We start from the raw sequence: 18252 nt of genomic DNA, 5'->3' as shown, positions 1-18252 counted from the left end.
GCGCTTTGACGATTGGATTGCCGTCGATTGAAATTGAATTTAAGAAGCTTGCAGAAACGGCGATTGCTCGTTCATCCGAGAAGATTGCCGTTTTGGTTGTAAAAGACGACACGAACCCAACGTATGCGGTGAAGGAATACAAGTCCAGTCTTGCAGTTGATGCCGATCAGTTTACGGCAGCCAATGTGCAGTACATTAAAGACGTGTTGCTCGGCGGCGGAAGCAAGGTCATTGTTGTGCCGGTAGAGACAACCAGCACTGATGTAGTAGCGGAAGCTATTGCTGCGCTCGGATCGCGAAAATATCATTGGATCGGCTTGGCGGATGGCACGGCAGGCGAACACTCCGATTTATCCGACTATGTGAAGGAGCAGGAAGTCGCCAAAAAAGGCATTAAAGCAGTCGTGTACAAGGCTGTTAGCCCAGATTCGCAGCGCGTGGTCAATTTTACGAACGCTAACGTGACGTATGTCGGTGGGGCAACGGTGACAGGTGAGAAATATATCGCCCGTTTGCTGGGCATTTTGGCCGGCTTGCCGATGACGCGAAGTTCCACCTATTTGGAACTCACTGATTTGGAAGGCGTTACCGAGCTATCCGACCTAAATGTAGCCGTCGGTAATGGTGAATTGGTGCTCTTTAATGATGATGGCGTCATCCGCATTGCACGAGGCGTGAATTCGCTTAAAACGCTTGTTCCGGGCGTCACAGAAGATTTTAAAAAGATCATCATTGTCGAATCGATGGACCTCATGCGGTCTGACATTGCATCTACGTTTAAGAATAGCTATCTTGGCAAATTCAAAAACAAATATGACAATCAAGTGTTGTTCCTATCTGCGGTGAACACCTATTTTGATGCGCTCGCGACGGACGATATTCTCGATAACGAGTTTGATAATCGGGCGGACGTGGATATTGAAGAGCAGCGCCAAGCGTGGTTAGCGATTGGGAAAACGGATGCAGTCGATTGGAACGATCATGCGGTTAAGAACAACACATTCGGCAGCAAGGTATTCCTGGCCGGTCACATTAAGATAACCGATGCAATGGAAGATTTGTCATTCGGCATTAGCTTGCAGTAGGGAAGGAGTGAAGCAGCATGGATAAAGGCAATCAGGTTGTAACCGGCAATGATGCGACGGTCTGGATCAATGATTCCATTTGGCCTGATGTGAAGTCGGTCGAATATAAAATGGCCGGTGAATTCGAGGACATTACGTTCCTCGGTGATCCGCGAACGTATAAGCGATACCTTGGCTTCGGAGGCGAAGGTACATTAACGCTGAACAAGATGTTTAGCCGGGGCGCATCGATTTTAGGGAAGGCATTTAAAACAGGCATAATGCCGGACGTGAAAATCGTGGTGAAGATTGCGAACAAGTCAACCGGCAAATCCGAGCGAGCTATTCTGAAGGGCGTCGTGTTCAGCGACTTCGGTGCATCAACGGAGGCAAAAGCGGTAGGGACAGAAGAACTTCCGTTTACATTCTCGGATTACGACATTCTCGAAACACTATAACAAATTGAGGAAGGGGGAGCGGGAAGCTCCCCCTTTTCTATTGGAGGAAAACGACGATGAGCAAAGCAAAAAATACGAAATTGACATTAGCAGCACTGATTGAGAAAAAAGCGGCAAGAGAAGTCCGTGCCAATCGAACAGAGGAGGTGTTCGTCGATAGTTTGGATGGGATGCTGACGCTTTCAGTTCCGCCGAAAGACATCGTATACAAGTCAATCGACATGCAGCAAGAGGGGAATAGCGTGGCGGATACGATGTATTCGAACGCACTTGTCATCTACCATTCAGTCGAATTGTTCCGTGATCCTGAACTTCTTAAAGCATACGAGGTCAGCGATAATATCGAGATTGTCAGCAAGATCCTGGAACCTTATGAAGTGAATGATATTGCAGTGAAAGTGCTGGAGCTTGGCGGCTATAGCAAGCCCGGTGCGACGCAGGCTGACTTAAAAAACTAATGAACCGTGATGCTGACCTGCGCATGATTGGCTGGTACGTCGTGCGCGGCCATGACCATGAGCGGATGACGAATTTGTCTCCGCTCGAGTTCGAGGCTTATCACATATGGATGGAGCAGCATCACGAGGCGGAAGCAGCGCAAATGAAACGAATATTTGGAGGCAAATAGGCTTCTAGAACGGGGGTGTCCCCTTGGCCAGTAGAACCATTAATACGATATTGAATCTGAGAGACCGATTCACAGCCCCAATGCGAAATATCGCGAATCGAACGAGGCAACAATCTCGTTCGATGAGTGTGCTTCGGAACAACGTACAATCGTTTCGCCAGTCCGCCGTTTCGGGTTTCGCCGCTGTTGCAAAGCATGCTGCTTTAACTGCAACGGCTGTTGTTGGAATTCAGGCGGCGATGGATACAGTTGGCGGCAGCATCGATTTTATAAAAGAATACTCTTCCTCAATGGCAACCTTCCAGGCTGCTACTGGTGCCAGTACGGCAGAGCTTGCCAAAATGGAGAAAAGTGCATCTGACTTGTATAAGAAGGGGCTAGGCGAAAACTTCAATGATGTCGTCAGCTCCATGACACTGACAAAGCAGGTTACTGGGCAGATTGGCGACAAGTTGAAGAAGACGACTGCAATGGCGGTCACGTATCGGGATGTGTTCGGTGAGGATATTACCGAATCGTTAAAAGCATCGGACACGATGGCGAAGCAGTTCGGGATTACCTCGGAACAAGCCTATAATTTGCTTGCGCAAGGCGCTCGAAAGGGCCTTAATAAGTCGGGCGAATTGATCGATAGCGCGAATGAATACAGTGCGTATTTCGCCAAACTGGGTTTTTCAGCCGAAGGAATGTTTGATGTTTTTGCATCTGGCATGGATGCCGGGGCATTTGCATTGGATAAGGTCGGGGATGGGATCAAAGAGTTCGGCATCCGAACGAAGGATGGATCAAAAGCGTCTATCGACGCATACAAGGCGATTGGGTTGAATGGGAAGAAGATGACGCAGGAATTTGCGTCAGGCGGCAAGACTGCACAGAAAGCTTTTTTGACTACTGTAAAAGCCATTAACGCCATCAAAAACCCTGCTGATCGGAACGCAGCAGCCGTAGCGCTATTTGGCACCCAAGCAGAAGATTTAGAGGATCGTGTCGTTAGAGCGTATGGCAATGTTAAAAAGCAGTTTGATTCGACCAAAAACACGATGCAGGAAATTGGCAATATCAAATACAACAACGCAAGCCAAGCATTCAAAGGCATTGGCCGTAACCTTGAAATGTTGGTGCTTGTGCCGGTTGCGAAGCGGGTACTGCCGAAACTCAACGAATTAGGCAAATGGTTTACTGACAATTCAGCTAATATTGAATCGGGTGTAAACAAGGCATTTTCCGTTGGTGCCAAGGTGATGGATGGGTTTGCAAAGTCGGTCTCATGGGTGAAAGACAACGCCGATTGGCTTTTGCCTGTCATTGCAGGGCTAACAGGAGCATTTGTTGCGCAGCAAGTCGTCAATAAGGTCACGATGATGTATAAGTCGTTTAGAGCGGCAACAGCGGGAATTACGATTGCCCAAGCAGCAATGAACCTCGTAATGGCAGCCAATCCCTTCGGCATTATTGCAATTTCAATAGGAGCTGCTGTCGCTGTAGGCATTTTGCTATGGAAAAATTGGGACAAGATCGTTGCAGGCGGAAGGCGGCTAGGGTCCAGCATCGTTGGTATTTGGGGGAACATCAAAACAAGCATTGTCAGTGCCGTTACACAAGTAGGAGCCTGGCTGAACTCTTTCCCGTTAGGCCAGCAATTCATCGGGACAATTACATCTGTTATCGGGAGTGTAAAGCTTGCATTCGGGGGGCTTACGCAGTTTGTTAAATCTGTATTTGCTGGAGATTGGCAAGGCGCATGGGATGGCATCGTACAGGTATTCAGCAATACGTTTGGCTTGATTCCGAGTTATGCAAAAGCGCCGCTTAATGCAATCATTTCGCTCGTAAACACTGTTATTGACAGCGTTAATGGCATTAGCATTGATATTCCGAGCTGGGTGCCGGGAGTCGGCGGCAACTCTTTCGGGGTAAATATCCCGAGAATCCCGACGTTTGCCCATGGTACGCCTTACTTTAAAGGTGGATTAGCTCAAATTAATGAACGTGGCGGCGAGATCGTCAATTTGCCTAATGGCAGCCAAGTCATTCCGGCAGACAAATCGGAGAAAATGATATCGAACAGCCGCAGCGCACCAGTCATCAACATCATTATTCAAGGCAACGTCATCGGCAATGAACAATTTCTCGATGAAGTCGGCATGCGTGTATTCGGTGAGGTCAAGCTCGCACTCGGAAATATGTAAGGAGGGCACGTATTGAATTTTGTATTGAGCGCTCGAAACATGCGGGAAATTCTCGTGCTGCCATTGCCTCCAGCCGAATTCTCGCTGCCGATCCCGAGCATGAATGAGGAATTTGAGCTGGTTGGCGATGTAAATGGCATTGGGAAACTGAATCTGCCAGGACCGCGCGACCTGAAGGCGATATCAATTAGCGCCATCTTCCCAGTTAAGAAATACTCCTTTGTATCGGCTAAAACGATCGGCTGGAAATGTGTTAACATCGTGAATCGTTGGAAAAGCAGCAAAGAGCCGATCCGGTTAATTGTCACAGCCAAGGATGGGCTGGAAGTGCTGAACATAGCTTGTTTGATCGAAGGTTTCACTTATGGTACGGATCGGGCTGGAGATATTCCATACACGCTTGAATTGAAAGAATTCGTCAATCCGGGGGTGCGGTAAGGTGGCGCATCGGGTTGCAGTTGTACGGAATGGACAAATGATTGATTTTACAAGTTCGGTTGGTCAGCTCGGTTGGTCGAGCAATATGGATACATTAGGGGCGGAGCTTACTTTTGCTTATGCGGCCAGTGAAACGGCAGGCTTCCCGTCGAAGACATTTATTCAAGAGGGCGATATCATCGCGCTGCTTAACGGGAGCACAATGCTTGGGCATTATGTCGTTGTATCATCTTCGCCATCTGGCCGTGTAGGAAAGAGCTTGACCTGCTACGATTTTGCTTGGTATCTAAACAAGAACCAGACCGTCATCCAGTTTAAAAAAAGCAGCACGAGCAGCGCAATTGCGAAACTGTGTGACCGTTTCAACATCAGGCATAACATCAGCCCGATTAAAACACTTGTCACCAAAATATATAAGGGCGAGGTTGTCAGTGACATTATTACGGATTTATTGGGACAAGCAACCCAGGAAACAGGCATTGCTTATTTCATGGAGATGATTGGGGATGTACTGACGGTTCGCCCTCGGGCGGGCCTTCTCATTCGACCGATGATCCGGTTAAGTCCACAAACGCCGCTGGTGCCAGCAGCTAGCCTTATTTCGGAGCCAAGCCGAACGCGCAGCATAGAGGACATGGCAAATAAGGTGGTTGTCGTAAGTGAGGAAGACAAGTCGACGAAAGTGTTCGCTGAAGCGTTAGACGCTGCGAATATTAAACGATACGGTCAATTAACAAGGATTGTTACCCTCGACAAGAAAAACGCCGCACAAGCCCGCCAAATCGCTCGTACAACGTTATCGGAGGCAAACAAGGTGCGGGACGAGTGTTCGGTTACCATGTTGGGGCATGATGATATCCGCGCAGGCCGTTTGATTGATATTAACGAGCCAGTAACGGGCATTGTAGGCAGGTATCTAATTAAGAGCGCAAGTCATTCGGTTGCAAAAGGCATTCATAAGGTCAGCGTTGAATTGGAGGCGATAGGGTGAAGAATTGGGCAGTTGAGGTCGCGAAAATGTTTAAAGAACGGAACAATCCGGCAGCGTCCGGCGCAACTGTCGCAACGGTTCTTTCTCCGCTGCCTGCAATTAGCCTATCTTTGACTGATGAGATCGTATTGGACGCCGAAGATGTTATCCTCTCTAGTCGGATTGGTGAGCTGTCGCTCGCTGCTGGCGATCTTGTGATCGTACTGCCATCAGAAGGTGGACAAATCTATTTCGTTTTGGATAAGGTGGGCTGATATGTTCCCGGAAACCATATTACCGTCTTTAGACACGTTAACAAGCCCGTCGCTTGGTAACGTGTTTTTGTTTGATTTTGAAAGCAACAGTGTTGTAATCCGAGACGGAAAGCCGGTGCTTGCGACGTATGAGCAGGCTATTCGGCAATGGGTAACGCTGCTCATTATAACGGAGATTGACCAATATCCCATATATGACGGAACAGGATTTGGCTTGGAGTTTAAGCACTACATTGGAAGGCGCGATCTGCCAGCGGGCGTAATCAGCTCGGAGCTAAAGCGGCAGCTTGAAGAAAAGGTGCTACTCCATCCCGAAATCACAGGCATTAGTGATATGGAAGTCGACCGGCTGGACAGCAAAGTGATACTAACTTTTCAGGTCGAGACAAAGCGCGGCATCGTCGAAGCGGTCGAAAGTGAGGTGAAGATAGATGGCCGAATCTACTAATGCGATTTTGGAGCAATTGCTTGGCGCGATTAGCGATAGCTATGATAAGACGCCTGGTTACTTGGTATACGATATTTTGAAGAGCGCTGCAATATCCGTCGCGAAGCTGGACAAAAAACAAGAGGATACGTCGGCCATGCTGGACGTTGATAATTTGACGGATGCGCTGCTAGAGCGATTTGTTTATCAGCGGAAGGGCATCAAACGGAACGCAGCGACAAAGGCGGTAGGTGCTGTACAGGTAGCTGGTAACGGCACGGTGCAAGCTGGTGATCTGTTCGAAACGCGTAACGGCATCCAATTCGCCGCAACGGAAGCCGTGGTTATTGTGGGAACAGGAACGGTTCCGATCATGAGCATGGTCAGCGGTCAGGCAGGCAATGTGCCAGCCAATCAAATCACGCAAATGCCTGTTACTTTATCGGGCATTACAAGCGTGAACAACGCGCTTCCTACGCATGACGGGTATGAGGCGGAAAGTGACACAAGCTTACGCGAGCGCTATTATGTAGCAGCGCAAACACCAGCGACAAGCGGCAATAGGTGGCATTATTATCAATGGGCGAAGGAAATTAGCGGTGTAGGCGACGCTGACATCTATCCGCTTGAACGAGGGCCCAATACGGTTGAAGTCATCATCATTGACCAGAACAAGCAACCAGCCAGCTCGGCACTTGTGGCGCAGGTACAGGCGTATATCGATCCAAACAGCGAGGGGCTTGGCAATGGAGCTGCGCCAATTGGCGCTCATTGCTATGTTGTCAGCGCAACGGCGCTAACGATTGATATCGAGGTGGAAGTACAGAAGCTGCCGGGTTATAGTGATGCGCAAGTTATAGCAAATATCACTTCGGCCTGTGCTAGCTATCTTCAGAGCATTGCTTTTCGTTCGGATTATGTGTCATACGCTAAGATCGGCGAAGCGGTGCTAAACAGCGAGGGCGTAGACGATTATGCGAACTTGGCGATCAATGGCGGCAGCGGAAATATATCTGTTGGCGACAAGATGGTTGCTATTGTAGGAGTGGTGAGCCTTGTATAGCGGCGTGCTTACGAAAAATTTGCATAAGATATTTCGTCAAGACCCGTTTATCGCTGAACTGAATCATTCGATTGGGCAGCGGCTCGATTCCTTCGGCAGCAGGTTAGCAGATTTTTTGCTTCAGCTTGATATTGAAACGGCGACCTGGGCGTTGTTGATCTATGAAAAAGAATGCGGTATCGTCACGGACCCGACAAAGACATTGGAAGATCGTAGAGCCGTTATCAAGTCTAAAATGCGTGGGTCGGGCAAGGCGGACGCCGCACTTATTCAGCTTGTCGTGAATAGTTGGACCAACGGGGGCGTCGATATCTCGTTCGAGGATGGCGTCATTACAGTGACATTTAATGATGTTACTGGTATCCCATCGAACATGAACGACGTTAAGGCTGCTATTGAATTGGTCAAGCCTGCGCATTTACCAATAACGTTCATTTTTAATTACATGACATGGGATGAGCTTGATGCAAAAGGTCTGACATGGAACGAGCTTGATGCGCTCGGGCTGACATGGGACGAATTCGAGAAATTTACGTAAGGAGCTGAAACGAGTGCCAGAAACAACATCCCGTTTGGGTTTGAAAAAACCGTTAGGAAATGAGAACGTTACGCGAGCGGCGTATCGTGAAAACCTTGAAATTATCGATGCTAATGCCGCAAGGCAAGCGGACGTCGGAGATATGTCAACGGTGCCAACAGCATCGAAGACGGCTGCTGGAGCCATCGAAGAACTGCATACTGCCATGACGGGTATGGATGCGGTGAGTGATGATCGAATTGGTGATCGTACAGTCAATCCTACTTTGGTGCCAACGGGACTTACTGGCAAATTGACGCAGTGGCTGTCGTGGTTTGCGAACCGATTTAAGGCGATTACAGGCAAGGCAAACTGGTACGATACACCACGTACGACGCTGGAAAACGCCGTAAAGCGTGATGGCGATAGCATGAGTGGCAGATTGCATATTAAGGCGGTGGATAGCAAGGAGTTAACCATTGGAGACTGGGTCGAGATATCTGCAAATACCGCGGGTGTTACGCTCTATGCTATGAATGCGTATATTGTCGATGGGGGCATCTATAAGTATGCCAATACACATCCAACCATGGGGGCAATGGGCATGCGTATGACGATGGGCGGTCAGTTTCAATACTTCGATACTGGGCGCATTGCAACAACAGCGGATGCAGCATTTACTCCTGTTTGGCGTGATTTATGGCATGCGGGTAACCACAATTCATCGGATGATCCGCATACTCAATACGCTCCAAAAGCCTCCCCCTCATTTACGGGAATTGTAACCTCACAGTCTACAGCGACACTAGGCTCTACTGTTGGGGATACTGTGGAATTGAGGAGAGAGACAGGATCGGTCAATGGTAATGTATCTGGGTTCATCGCTAGGTTGCGCAGAGTAGTTGCAGGTACAGGGTGGGTTAACGCCGATGTTGATATATTACGCCGGACGGATGCGACAGACCAACAGCGTCTTTCTTTTCGAGGCGACGGCGGCATAACAATCGCAGGTATGCCTGGAAGTACACTGGACTTGGAAAACAGTCATTTCCATATAAAAAATGGTTATCTTTATGTCATGGGAATTCAGCAGGCATATACCCGAATAAACGCTGGAAAACTCGAATATCACGACGGAAGTGGATGGAAACCGGCCGGGAGCGGGGCCGCGTCAGGTACGGGTACGACCGACAGCAATGGTAACCTGACGGTGGGTGGGCTAAGTTTTGCACCTAAATACATTTTGGGCTATGTCCTTGATAGCAATGGGACTGGATTTGCCGGCGAGTTTTCAGTCGGGAAAAATTACAGCAACACTCTTGTAAACTTTTATTATTACGTCAATAGCAGCGCAATGTCGTTTACAACAAATCAGACTAGTGGCTTTACGCTAGGGAATAATGGCTTTACGGTTAAGGCTTACACAAATGATTGGACAGGCAATAAAGTCGCTAACGTTCGTTGGTACGCATTCGCTGAGATCGCATAGGGAGGAGACACGCTTTGCAAATAGGCAGAAAGATTTATTACGAGTTGGCGACCGGCAACGTAATCGTCGATACAGGCGAGCGTTCAGGTAGCGTTGTAACTACAACACAGGAGCAGGACTTCGAGATGTACGCCGCGTTGGCTGAGCGCGTACCAGATACGGTCGGAGTGTTGGAACTTGAATACGGGCAGTATGGGCAGGATTTTGCAGAGTGCGGTGGCTATCGGATTAATACGGAGACTGGCACGTTGGAGTTTGTACATTCCGAACCTGACAACATTGAGCAGCAGCCCACCTATCAGCAGCCGTTGACGGAGCAATTAGCAGATTTAAAGCAAAAACAAGCTTTAATGCAGGCTGCGCTCGACGAACTAATTTTGGGAGGTGCGCTCTAATGGCGGCATATTTGGCCCAGCGCATCATTGATGGGGCATACAAGTACGACTATGTTGCAACGAAGCGACCTGACCTTATGCCTGGCGTGGATGCATATCTGGTCGATAATAACAGGACTGATTTAATTACAAGCGGCTCCGCATAATGCGGAGCTGTTTTATTTTGAAGGGAGACGTAGCAATGATTAAAGAATATGCATCTACAATTTATACAGCAGCGGTAGGAACCACTGGAAAGGAAACAGCCATCGGCGGAGCAGTAGCAGCGGCTGGTATCGTCATCAGCGATTTGCTAGGAGGATGGGATAAGTCGCTGCAACTACTGTTGGCCTTAATGGTGATTGATTACGTTTCGGGTGTACTGGGAGCAGTCAAGCGGCGAACAGTGAATAGCGAGGTTATGTATTGGGGAGGCATTCGTAAGGTCGTTGTACTGGTCGTAGTTGGGTTGGCGACGCTGATGGACGAATGGATTCAATCTGGCGCTCCTATCTTCCGTACAGCGGCTATTTACTTTTATGTAGCGCGGGAAGGGCTGTCGGTCGTCGAAAACCTTGGTGTGCTGGGCGTGCCGTTGCCTGCCGCGATTAAAGACAAGCTAGAGCAGTTGGGAGGGGATACAGATGCTAACATTGGATCAGGTAAAAAATAAATCGTCTGCTCGGCTTATCGGACTGCATCCGGTCGTCCAACAGGCAACAGTGCGATTGATCGAGTTAGCGTATCAGGCAGGCGTGCCAATCGTTATTACACAGGGGCTACGTACTGTTGTGGAGCAAGATGCTTTATATGCGCAGGGGCGCACCAAGTCCGGTCAAATCGTAACCAATGCACGAGGTGGTTATAGCAATCACAATTTCGGCGTGGCGATCGATTTCGCGTTGTTGATGCCGGATGGCCGTAGCGTCTCATGGGACATGACCCGTGATGGCGACGGGGATAGGCGCGCGGATTGGATGGAGGTAACCGATATTGCCAAGCGCTTGGGATTTTCGTGGGGCGGTGACTGGACGAGCTTTAAGGACTATCCGCATTTCGAGATGACATTTGGACTGTCTACTGCTGAATATCGTGGGGGCAAAAAGCCTTCACAGGCTGCGCAGGCGGTTGCTCTAGCTATCATTAACAAGGAGGATTTATATATCATGAGGAAAGTGGATGCCGATAAGTACATCGAGCTAGAACAAGCAGCGTATGCAGCTGCAAAAAAGCGTGGAGACAAACAAGGGGCAGATGAAGCCCATCGGCTAGCTAATGAGCTACGTAAAGCGTCCGGGCAGCCGGTGCAAAAATAGTACGTGAAGAAGCCCCGCTGGCATTTGCTGGCGGGGCTTTTTTTCATTTAATTTGTTCCAGTGCTTTATTCATTTGTTTTTCATTAGATTTAACCGAATCACTATCTACTGTATCTGCGCCACGGTACGTATACTTTGAATTCTGGTAGAAATCAAATGCAAATTTATCAATGGGCAACTGCTCAGAATCATCATAATGTTTCTCAATGACCACGGCTTTAAAAATATTTGTTAGCATATATTCGTCATTCTTAATATCAGTCAGGTAAGCTTTACTTTTGTATTCATTGACTACATACGTCTGGAATTCGTTTAATTCAGTTTCGGAAACAGTTTTGGTATACTTCCTAGCTAATCCTTCAATTTTGTCAGCCTTTTCAGTTTCAGTTAGATCGGTTGCGCCACTAACCTCTTTTATTTGAGCAGCCCAATCAACTTTGCTTTCTGGAGCTGTGGTCTTTGATTCGGCAATTTGTTTATTACTTTCCTTCGACGTGTCTTCAGTGGCAGGTTTCGACTTTTCCACGGTGCATCCTGAAATAACAACTCCTAACATTAAACTTAGAAATAATATTTTTTTCATTGTAATTCCTCTTTCCCCTTATAGTAGCAGATTGATTCTATTGCATTGTACATTGAAAAGGATGTAAGTGGAATATGAGGATGCAAAATAGCCCCACCAGCTCATGGGCTGGTGGGGCTATTTTTGATTAGCACCAGTACGACCAATTAGTATTTAAACTATGCAGGCTTTTTTTGGGCTATCTAATTAAAGTTATAATCAAAGCTGTAATGGAGATCGCTAAAGCGACAGAGCTAATAACAAGCGCCGTAATCAGTTTGCCTGATGTCTTCATTTCACCAGCTCCTTTATGGTATATTTGAAAAAGAAGAAGTCTCCCTTGTAGTTCATCATCCCCTAGCCAAGGTCCCTCTCGGGACCGTTGGTTTCGGGTCGGCTTTAGCGGGCCAGTGTGACGATGAGGGTAATGATCGAGTTCGTCAAGCTGATGATGGCTGTCACCAGCGCGACGGTTGTTGCTCGATCATTTGCAGGCTTCTTCTTTTTCTTCTGCGGCATCTCGTTCACCTCCTTTCTATATCCTTATTATACATTATACAATAGTGTATAGTCAATGTTTATTTGACTAATAATTATTGATTAATGTATATTTAATTTAAGGAGAGTGATTAATATGATAACTGTCAGACCACGACTAAGCAAAATATTATCAGAACGGAATATGACACAAACAGTGTTAGCGGAGCAGGCGGGTATACCGCAAGCTGCTGTTTCGAGGTTCGATAAAAGCACTCAGCATAAGGACGAGCATTTATTTCGAATTTCAAGAGCATTAGGGTTGTCCATCGAAGACCTCTATGAGGTGATCGAGACAAGCTGAAATCTATATAGTAAAATAAATCACTAAACCTTATAATAGGAACATATGTTCTTTTCGAGGTGGTGAGTTTGTGTTAAATGATACTGAACGCAAAATTTTACGAATCTTGTATAACCAGTTTCGTAATGGTGAGGGAAGCATTGAAATTAAAACGATCTCTCGATTCGCACAGAGAGAGCAGCATGAGGTTGTGAAAGCCTTACGGAGTCTGGCAGACCAGAATATGATTCTCTGGGCTTCTGCCGATAAACGTGAACGTGTGACAGTTATTAGGGCGGAAGAAAAGCAACATGCACCTAAACCGACTCAATCGCAGGTTTATGATTGGACTGGATAAGGAAAAAGAGACCGTCCAGAATGAAAATGGATAGGTCTCTTTTTCCGTCTTGTGTAATTAATACGTTAATATTTAAAATGTTTATGTTAGTTGAATATAGATGAGCGATATAATTTGGTGGACAATTGGTGGATTCGATTTTCTGAAAGCTTGATTCTCTCATTCAAGAAAAGTTTGATTTTCCTTTTGTTTACGGGCTTTTTTCGATATTTGAATATAAAAAAATCGAGCGCCCCTTTCGGGACGCTCTTTCATGGGAGAGGAGAAACCGGACGAAGAGCTTATGGGGAAACGTAAGTCTTCTCCGCGGTTGTCTACGGCATCTCTCGACGCCGATAATCATAGGATTGCCAACATTGGATTGAATATACATGCCTTTCCAAATAAATGTTTACGATACATCCAGATTGAGGTGCCGCTAATGCGAGGTTTAATTGTTTTATTGGTGTTTAACGGGGCAGGCTTGCTGCTCCACGAGTGGGCGGGTGTTCCGCTGCCATCTAACGTACTGGGGATGCTGCTGCTATTGACCGGGCTGCTTATGAAACTGATCAAGCTGGAGTGGGTAGAGGAAACGGCCACGTTTTTCACGAAGCATATGATGCTGTTTTTTGCGCCGCTCATCGCGGGGATTACGGTATTCGCTAATCAGCTAGGGGAAGCGTGGCTATCGGTTGTGCTCAGCGTCGTAATCGGTACGATAGCTACTATGCTAATAACAGCGGTTGCGGTTCGATTGCTATCAGCAACGACACAAACTGAAGTCCCAGTACAGTCAAAACAATCGCGGTACGCAGGGCAAAAGGAGGTGCGGGATGAACACGGCATTTCTCAATAATCCGGTATTCGGCGTGTCGCTAACGATCGGGCTATATGGCTGTGCGATTTGGCTTAAGGGGAAAAAGAGCTGGGCGCACCCGCTGCTCGTTACCTCGATTGCACTTATCGGCATTCTGCTGCTGTTCCGCATCCCATACGAAAGCTATAACAAAGGCGGCGCGGTTATTACCTTTTTCCTTGGGCCTGCGACCGTCGCTCTAGCTGTTCCTTTATACAAACAGATGCTACGGTTCCGTAAGCAGCTAATTCCCGTCGCAATCGGAACGCTCGTCGGCAGCGTTAGCGGCCTGTTGATTAATGGCCTGATCTTCATGTGGACGGGAGCTTCGCATACGTTGCTGCTAACGGCGCTGCCCAAATCAGCCACATCCCCGGTTGCGATCGAAGTGGCACGCATGATTGGCGGCAAGCCGGAGCTTGCCGCTGTGCTCACGGTTTTGACGGGATTGTTCGGCAGTGTAGCAGGGCCGTGGGTGCTGCGCAGCTGTGGTTTCCGGCAGGATGCGGCGATTGGAGCAGGGGTAGGCACGGCATCGCATGGCATTGGCACGGCGCGATTGTTGGCGGATTCCGAGCAGCAGGGCGGAATAAGTGGGTTCGCAATGGCGCTAACCGCAATCGTGACGTCGATGCTTGCGCTGCCGTTGTCGTGGTTATTCTGAACACAAGCTGGCAGGGCTGCGTAGGGAGTAGCCTGTTTACAGAAGGTTTACAAAATACGTTCCCCAAACAGCGAAGCAATAAGCTCAACGGCGAGCCTCGCTGTTCGGTATCCGTTATCTAATAGCGGGTTCACCTCGACGATGTCGGCGGACGTAATAATCGAAGCCTCGGCGAGCATCTCCATGGCGAGATGAGCCTCCCGGTACTGGAAGCCTCCTCGTACTCTCGTGCCTGTGCCAGGTGCTTCTCCTGGGTCAACGGAATCGATGTCAAAGCTTAAGTGGACACCGTCCGTGCCGTCGGACACGATGCGGATTGCTTTATCCATGACGTTCGCCATGCCGAATCGGTCGATATCATGCATGGTGAAGCATGTGATGCCAAGGGAACGGATGAGGTCCCTTTCACCAGGATCAAGCTGTCGGGCGCCAACGAGAACGGTGCGGTCAGGCTCGATTTTAGGCTGGAAACCGCCAACAGCGACGAACCGGCTATCGCCATGCCCAAGGCAGCAGGCGAGCGACATGCCATGAATATTGCCAGATGGCGTTGTATCTGGCGTGTTCAAATCGCCATGCGCATCAATCCATAGGATACCTAACCGCTGGCGTCCTTGGGACACGCCTGCAACCGAACCAATGGCGATGCTATGGTCGCCGCCGAGCATGAGCGGAAAATGGCCGGCAGCGACAACTTGAGCCGTTTTGACGGCGAGCGCCTCGACGGCCGATAACGTTTTGCCCCAGTGGCGCATATTAGATGAACTGCGATTGTCAGCAAGCACATCCGGCAAGTAACGGGAGGATTCAATGGTGCAGGGGAAGCCAAGCTGCTGCAGCTTGCGCTCTAAGCCAGATAAAATGATCGCTTGCGGGCCTTCAGCAGCACCGCGGCGGCTAGCGCCCCAATCGAATGGGACAGGTATGACGGCAATTGGCTGGTTGGGCTGAGGAGAGCTGTACAACGACACGGCGAGCACCTCCGGTCAGTAGATGGGCGTATACATGCTTGTTGTGCTTGGGCGCGGTTAGTTGCGTTTTAACAGGCTGCGGACGATGAAGCCGACATTCGCTGGGCGCTCAGCTAGCCGCCTGACAAAATACGGGTACCACATCGTGCCATAAGGCACGTAGCTTCTGACGGTATAGCCTTGCTCTGCAAGCGATAGCTGAAGCGGTGTGCGGATGCCATATAACATTTGGAACTCGAATGCCGACCTCAGAATGCCGCGCCGCTTCACATACGTTTTCACCCAGTCGATAATTGCTTCATCATGGGTAGCAACGGCTGTATAGACACCACTGTCCAGCCTAGCCCGAATTAGCCGCTTAAAATTAGCATCCACATCGCTTCTTTCTGGAAAAGCTAACCGGGCTGGTTCTTTATAAGCTCCTTTCACAAGGCGAACGTTAATGCGGGCGCTTGATAAGGAGCGAAGATCATGCTCGCTGCGGCGCAAGTAAGCTTGAATAACGGGACCGGCATTCCGAAGCCCTTCGCCATGCAGCCGCTTAATCATTGAGAGCGTTCGATCCGTGTATGGGCTGTCTTCCATATCGAGACGGACGAACATGTTGCAGCCCGCCGCTGCATCGACGATCGAACGGATACGTGCATAAGCATGTTCGCCATTCAAGGCTAGGCCCATCTGAGTCGGCTTAAGCGAAACATTCCCCTTAACGCCACGCTCCTTTATAGCTTGAATAAGGGCAAGATACTCTGCCTGATAACCGTCCGCTTCCGCTTCTGTCCGTACGCCTTCCCCGAGATGGTCCATGGTTACGCATAGCTTTTGTTCATTTAATTGGAGTGCCTTCGATAAAGCTTCCTCACGTGTTTGCCCCGCGACGAAACGTGAAGCGCCGAGCTTCATCCCGTATTTGCGTGACAAGGCAGCCGCTGCGCGGTTGCCGGCCAGTCCGAGGATGATGGAACGGAACACTCGAATGCCGATATCCACTCCCGCACGCCCCTCTCTTCCTGCCAGTTCGCTGCTTTACAGATTTGTAAGCAAGCTGTCATGTTTTATATGCCGTTTGCTTATATATAGACAGGAACAAGTGCCGTCATACCAAAGGGACGGGCGGCAACTCGCGAATAGGGGGCGGCATTCGATGATGGGGCCATTTAGCAACGAGCCGATGACTGACTTTAGCGTTGTGGACAACCGCCGTGCGCTAGAAGCGGCGCTGTCGGATATTAAGCGGCAGTATGGCAATGCTTATCCGCTGCTGATTGGAGGGCGAACGATTACATCCGAGTCGATGAAGCCATCCGTCAATCCTGCTCGGCACGGCGAAACGGTGGGGCTCGTCGCACAAGCGGACCGCAAACGGGCAGTCGAGGCAATTGACGTAGCAGCGGCTGCGTTCGAGCGCTGGAAGCGCGTCTTGCCGTCTGCGCGCGCCCGGACCTTATACAAAGCTGCAGCTTTGCTACGGCTCCGAAAACATGAATTTTCCGCATGGCTCGTTGCAGAAGCAGGCAAAACATGGGTCGAGGCCGATGCAGATACGGCGGAAGCCATCGATTTTCTAGATTATTACGGGCGAGAGGCTGAACGGCTCTGCGTGCCGCAGCCGCTAGTCCGTATCGCAGGCGAAGATAACGAATGGACTTACGTTCCGCTCGGAGTGGGCGTAATTATCCCGCCGTGGAACTTTCCGTTAGCGATTATGGCAGGCATGACAGCAGCAGCTGTCGTTGCCGGCAACACGGCCGTCCTTAAGCCGGCTTCTGCGACTCCTGTCGTTGCAGCCCAGTTCGTCCGTCTGCTGCATGAAGCGGGGTTGCCAGAGGATGTCGTTCAATTCGTGCCAGGATCAGGCGGTGAAATTGGCGATACGCTAATCGACCATCCGCTTACGCGGTTCGTCAGCTTCACGGGTTCGATGGAGGTAGGGCTGCGGATCGTCGAGCGTGCCGCTCGGCTGCAGCAGGGGCAGCGCTGGATTAAGCGGGTGATCGCAGAGCTTGGCGGCAAGGATGCGATTGTCGTCGATCGCGATGCTGATCTTGTAGCGGCGGCGCAAGGGATCGTACAGTCTGCTTTCGGTTACGCGGGGCAAAAATGCTCAGCATGCTCGCGTGCAATTATTCATGCTGACGTGTATGAGGAAGTAACCGAACGGGTAGCTGCGCTCACGCGGCAACTTATTATTGGCGACCCTTCACAGTATGGGACGGATGTCGGGCCGGTTATTGACCGGGCAGCCTATAATAAAATCAGGCAGTATGTGGCAGCAGGGAAACGGGAGGGGCGGCTGCTCGTCGGAGGCGGGATGGACGACAGCGCAGGGTATTTCGTGGAACCGACTATTATCGCTGATGTGGAAAGCCATGCGTCCGTCGCGCAGGACGAAATATTCGGGCCAGTTCTAGCGTGTATTCGGGCAGACGATTTCGGCCATGCACTAACGATTGCGAACGATACGCCCTATGGTTTGACTGGAGCCGTCTATTCGAACCGGCGTGAACGGTTGGAGCTTGCACGCGATATGTTTCATGTCGGCAATCTCTATTTCAACCGGAAGTGTACAGGCGCACTCGTAGGCGTTCATCCATTCGGCGGCTTTAATCTGTCTGGCACAGACTCGAAGGCGGGCGGGCCGGATTATTTGCTCCAGTTCATGCAGGGGAAGGTTGTCTCGGAAAAAATGTAACGCCGCATCATTCCCATAGCCGGCCGGCAGCCATGCCGATCGGCTTTTTGCGATCCTGGCAGATGCTTTAAAAGTTGCGGAAAAGTGTGGTACGATACGAGAAGCGGCAAGCATTGCCATCGTGTGACAAGCACCGCGC

The 18252-nt window shown here is 49.5% G+C and carries 24 protein-coding genes; 21 read left to right on the top strand and 3 right to left on the bottom strand.

The window, feature by feature from the left end:
* Positions 1-5: 5 nt before the first annotated feature.
* From GON22_RS00775 to GON22_RS00705, 16 genes are read left to right on the top strand one after another with little or no spacing between them, the layout of a single operon-like run.
* Positions 6-1085 carry a phage tail sheath C-terminal domain-containing protein gene (locus GON22_RS00775; protein ID WP_160394222.1) on the top strand — a complete coding sequence of 360 codons (1080 nt, stop codon included), beginning with the start codon at positions 6-8 and terminating at the stop codon, positions 1083-1085.
* Between the two features lie 17 nt (positions 1086-1102).
* Positions 1103-1522 carry a phage tail tube protein gene (locus tag GON22_RS00770; RefSeq protein WP_160394221.1) on the top strand — a complete coding sequence of 140 codons (420 nt, stop codon included), beginning with the start codon at positions 1103-1105 and terminating at the stop codon, positions 1520-1522.
* Positions 1523-1578: 56 nt separating this feature from the next.
* The gene (locus GON22_RS00765) at positions 1579-1980 is read left to right on the top strand and encodes a phage tail assembly chaperone (protein WP_160394220.1); all 402 of its coding nucleotides are present in this window, start codon (positions 1579-1581) and stop codon (positions 1978-1980) included.
* Positions 1980-2150, top strand: a complete 171-nt coding sequence (locus GON22_RS00760; RefSeq protein ID WP_160394219.1) for a hypothetical protein — start codon at positions 1980-1982, stop codon at positions 2148-2150. Before GON22_RS00765 ends, GON22_RS00760 begins: the two co-directional genes overlap by 1 nt.
* 23 nt (positions 2151-2173) lie before the next feature.
* A complete protein-coding gene (locus tag GON22_RS00755) occupies positions 2174-4339 on the top strand; it encodes a phage tail tape measure protein (RefSeq protein WP_160394218.1) in 2166 nt (721 codons plus the stop codon).
* Positions 4340-4351: 12 nt separating this feature from the next.
* A complete protein-coding gene (locus tag GON22_RS00750) occupies positions 4352-4777 on the top strand; it encodes a hypothetical protein (protein WP_160394217.1) in 426 nt (141 codons plus the stop codon).
* 1 nt (position 4778) lies between these two features.
* On the top strand, positions 4779-5768 hold the full coding sequence (locus GON22_RS00745; protein ID WP_160394216.1) for an XkdQ/YqbQ family protein: 990 nt from the start codon (positions 4779-4781) through the stop codon (positions 5766-5768).
* A complete protein-coding gene (locus GON22_RS00740; RefSeq protein WP_160394215.1) occupies positions 5765-6022 on the top strand; it encodes a hypothetical protein in 258 nt (85 codons plus the stop codon). The genes GON22_RS00745 and GON22_RS00740 overlap by 4 nt, the downstream gene beginning before the upstream one ends.
* Position 6023: 1 nt before the next feature.
* Positions 6024-6470, top strand: coding sequence for a DUF2634 domain-containing protein (locus GON22_RS00735; protein ID WP_160394214.1), 447 nt, complete (start codon positions 6024-6026; stop codon positions 6468-6470).
* Positions 6454-7512, top strand: coding sequence for a baseplate J/gp47 family protein (locus GON22_RS00730; protein ID WP_160394213.1), 1059 nt, complete (start codon positions 6454-6456; stop codon positions 7510-7512). Before GON22_RS00735 ends, GON22_RS00730 begins: the two co-directional genes overlap by 17 nt.
* Positions 7505-8050 carry a putative phage tail protein gene (locus GON22_RS00725; protein ID WP_160394212.1) on the top strand — a complete coding sequence of 182 codons (546 nt, stop codon included), beginning with the start codon at positions 7505-7507 and terminating at the stop codon, positions 8048-8050. Before GON22_RS00730 ends, GON22_RS00725 begins: the two co-directional genes overlap by 8 nt.
* 13 nt (positions 8051-8063) lie before the next feature.
* Complete coding sequence (locus GON22_RS00720) at positions 8064-9518, top strand: hypothetical protein (RefSeq protein ID WP_160394211.1); 1455 nt, start codon at positions 8064-8066, stop codon at positions 9516-9518.
* Positions 9519-9532: 14 nt separating this feature from the next.
* Positions 9533-9913 carry a hypothetical protein gene (locus GON22_RS00715; RefSeq protein ID WP_160394210.1) on the top strand — a complete coding sequence of 127 codons (381 nt, stop codon included), beginning with the start codon at positions 9533-9535 and terminating at the stop codon, positions 9911-9913.
* Positions 9913-10059 carry a hypothetical protein gene (locus GON22_RS25635; RefSeq protein WP_202113009.1) on the top strand — a complete coding sequence of 49 codons (147 nt, stop codon included), beginning with the start codon at positions 9913-9915 and terminating at the stop codon, positions 10057-10059. The genes GON22_RS00715 and GON22_RS25635 overlap by 1 nt, the downstream gene beginning before the upstream one ends.
* Before the next feature lie 35 nt (positions 10060-10094).
* Complete coding sequence (locus tag GON22_RS00710; protein ID WP_237178917.1) at positions 10095-10565, top strand: phage holin family protein; 471 nt, start codon at positions 10095-10097, stop codon at positions 10563-10565.
* The gene (locus GON22_RS00705) at positions 10537-11208 is read left to right on the top strand and encodes a M15 family metallopeptidase (RefSeq protein WP_237178915.1); all 672 of its coding nucleotides are present in this window, start codon (positions 10537-10539) and stop codon (positions 11206-11208) included. The genes GON22_RS00710 and GON22_RS00705 overlap by 29 nt, the downstream gene beginning before the upstream one ends.
* Positions 11209-11251: 43 nt before the next feature.
* Here GON22_RS00705 and GON22_RS00700 read toward each other — a convergent pair whose 3' ends face one another.
* A complete protein-coding gene (locus GON22_RS00700; protein WP_160394208.1) occupies positions 11252-11791 on the bottom strand; it encodes a hypothetical protein in 540 nt (179 codons plus the stop codon).
* Positions 11792-12404: 613 nt separating this feature from the next.
* Here GON22_RS00700 and GON22_RS00695 point away from each other — a divergent pair.
* From GON22_RS00695 to GON22_RS00680, 4 genes are all read left to right on the top strand, one after another.
* Positions 12405-12611, top strand: coding sequence for a helix-turn-helix domain-containing protein (locus GON22_RS00695; protein WP_202113008.1), 207 nt, complete (start codon positions 12405-12407; stop codon positions 12609-12611).
* A 70-nt stretch (positions 12612-12681) separates the two neighbouring features.
* Positions 12682-12948 carry a hypothetical protein gene (locus tag GON22_RS00690; protein WP_160394206.1) on the top strand — a complete coding sequence of 89 codons (267 nt, stop codon included), beginning with the start codon at positions 12682-12684 and terminating at the stop codon, positions 12946-12948.
* Positions 12949-13369: 421 nt separating this feature from the next.
* Complete coding sequence (locus GON22_RS00685) at positions 13370-13786, top strand: CidA/LrgA family protein (protein WP_160394205.1); 417 nt, start codon at positions 13370-13372, stop codon at positions 13784-13786.
* Complete coding sequence (locus GON22_RS00680; protein ID WP_160394204.1) at positions 13764-14450, top strand: LrgB family protein; 687 nt, start codon at positions 13764-13766, stop codon at positions 14448-14450. The genes GON22_RS00685 and GON22_RS00680 overlap by 23 nt, the downstream gene beginning before the upstream one ends.
* Positions 14451-14497: 47 nt before the next feature.
* Here GON22_RS00680 and rocF read toward each other — a convergent pair whose 3' ends face one another.
* Both rocF and GON22_RS00670 read right to left on the bottom strand, forming a co-directional pair.
* Positions 14498-15421, bottom strand: coding sequence for an arginase (gene rocF / locus GON22_RS00675; protein WP_160394203.1), 924 nt, complete (start codon positions 15419-15421; stop codon positions 14498-14500).
* Positions 15422-15478: 57 nt separating this feature from the next.
* Positions 15479-16411: a proline dehydrogenase family protein gene (locus tag GON22_RS00670; protein ID WP_160394202.1), complete on the bottom strand. Its 933-nt coding sequence runs from the start codon at positions 16409-16411 to the stop codon at positions 15479-15481.
* A 154-nt stretch (positions 16412-16565) separates the two neighbouring features.
* Here GON22_RS00670 and pruA point away from each other — a divergent pair, with 154 nt between their 5' ends.
* Positions 16566-18113, top strand: a complete 1548-nt coding sequence (gene pruA / locus GON22_RS00665; RefSeq protein WP_160394201.1) for an L-glutamate gamma-semialdehyde dehydrogenase — start codon at positions 16566-16568, stop codon at positions 18111-18113.
* The last annotated feature ends 139 nt before the right edge of the window (positions 18114-18252 follow it).

The sequence above is a fragment of the Paenibacillus sp. MMS18-CY102 genome (assembly GCF_009789195.1).
Lineage (GTDB): Bacteria > Bacillota > Bacilli > Paenibacillales > Paenibacillaceae > Paenibacillus_T.
This window is presented reverse-complemented; position numbering and strand designations above follow the sequence as displayed.

Coding starts and splice junctions, on each gene's coding strand:
- GON22_RS00705 (WP_237178915.1), top strand. CDS start 10,537: ATGCTAACATTGGATCAGGTAAAAAATAAATCGTCTGCTCGGCTTATC.
- GON22_RS00710 (WP_237178917.1), top strand. CDS start 10,095: ATGATTAAAGAATATGCATCTACAATTTATACAGCAGCGGTAGGAACC.
- GON22_RS00685 (WP_160394205.1), top strand. CDS start 13,370: ATGCGAGGTTTAATTGTTTTATTGGTGTTTAACGGGGCAGGCTTGCTG.
- GON22_RS00700 (WP_160394208.1), bottom strand. CDS start 11,791: ATGAAAAAAATATTATTTCTAAGTTTAATGTTAGGAGTTGTTATTTCA.
- GON22_RS00695 (WP_202113008.1), top strand. CDS start 12,405: ATGATAACTGTCAGACCACGACTAAGCAAAATATTATCAGAACGGAAT.
- GON22_RS00730 (WP_160394213.1), top strand. CDS start 6,454: ATGGCCGAATCTACTAATGCGATTTTGGAGCAATTGCTTGGCGCGATT.
- GON22_RS00680 (WP_160394204.1), top strand. CDS start 13,764: ATGAACACGGCATTTCTCAATAATCCGGTATTCGGCGTGTCGCTAACG.
- GON22_RS00770 (WP_160394221.1), top strand. CDS start 1,103: ATGGATAAAGGCAATCAGGTTGTAACCGGCAATGATGCGACGGTCTGG.
- GON22_RS00735 (WP_160394214.1), top strand. CDS start 6,024: ATGTTCCCGGAAACCATATTACCGTCTTTAGACACGTTAACAAGCCCG.
- pruA (WP_160394201.1), top strand. CDS start 16,566: ATGATGGGGCCATTTAGCAACGAGCCGATGACTGACTTTAGCGTTGTG.
- GON22_RS00765 (WP_160394220.1), top strand. CDS start 1,579: ATGAGCAAAGCAAAAAATACGAAATTGACATTAGCAGCACTGATTGAG.
- GON22_RS00760 (WP_160394219.1), top strand. CDS start 1,980: ATGAACCGTGATGCTGACCTGCGCATGATTGGCTGGTACGTCGTGCGC.
- GON22_RS25635 (WP_202113009.1), top strand. CDS start 9,913: ATGGCGGCATATTTGGCCCAGCGCATCATTGATGGGGCATACAAGTAC.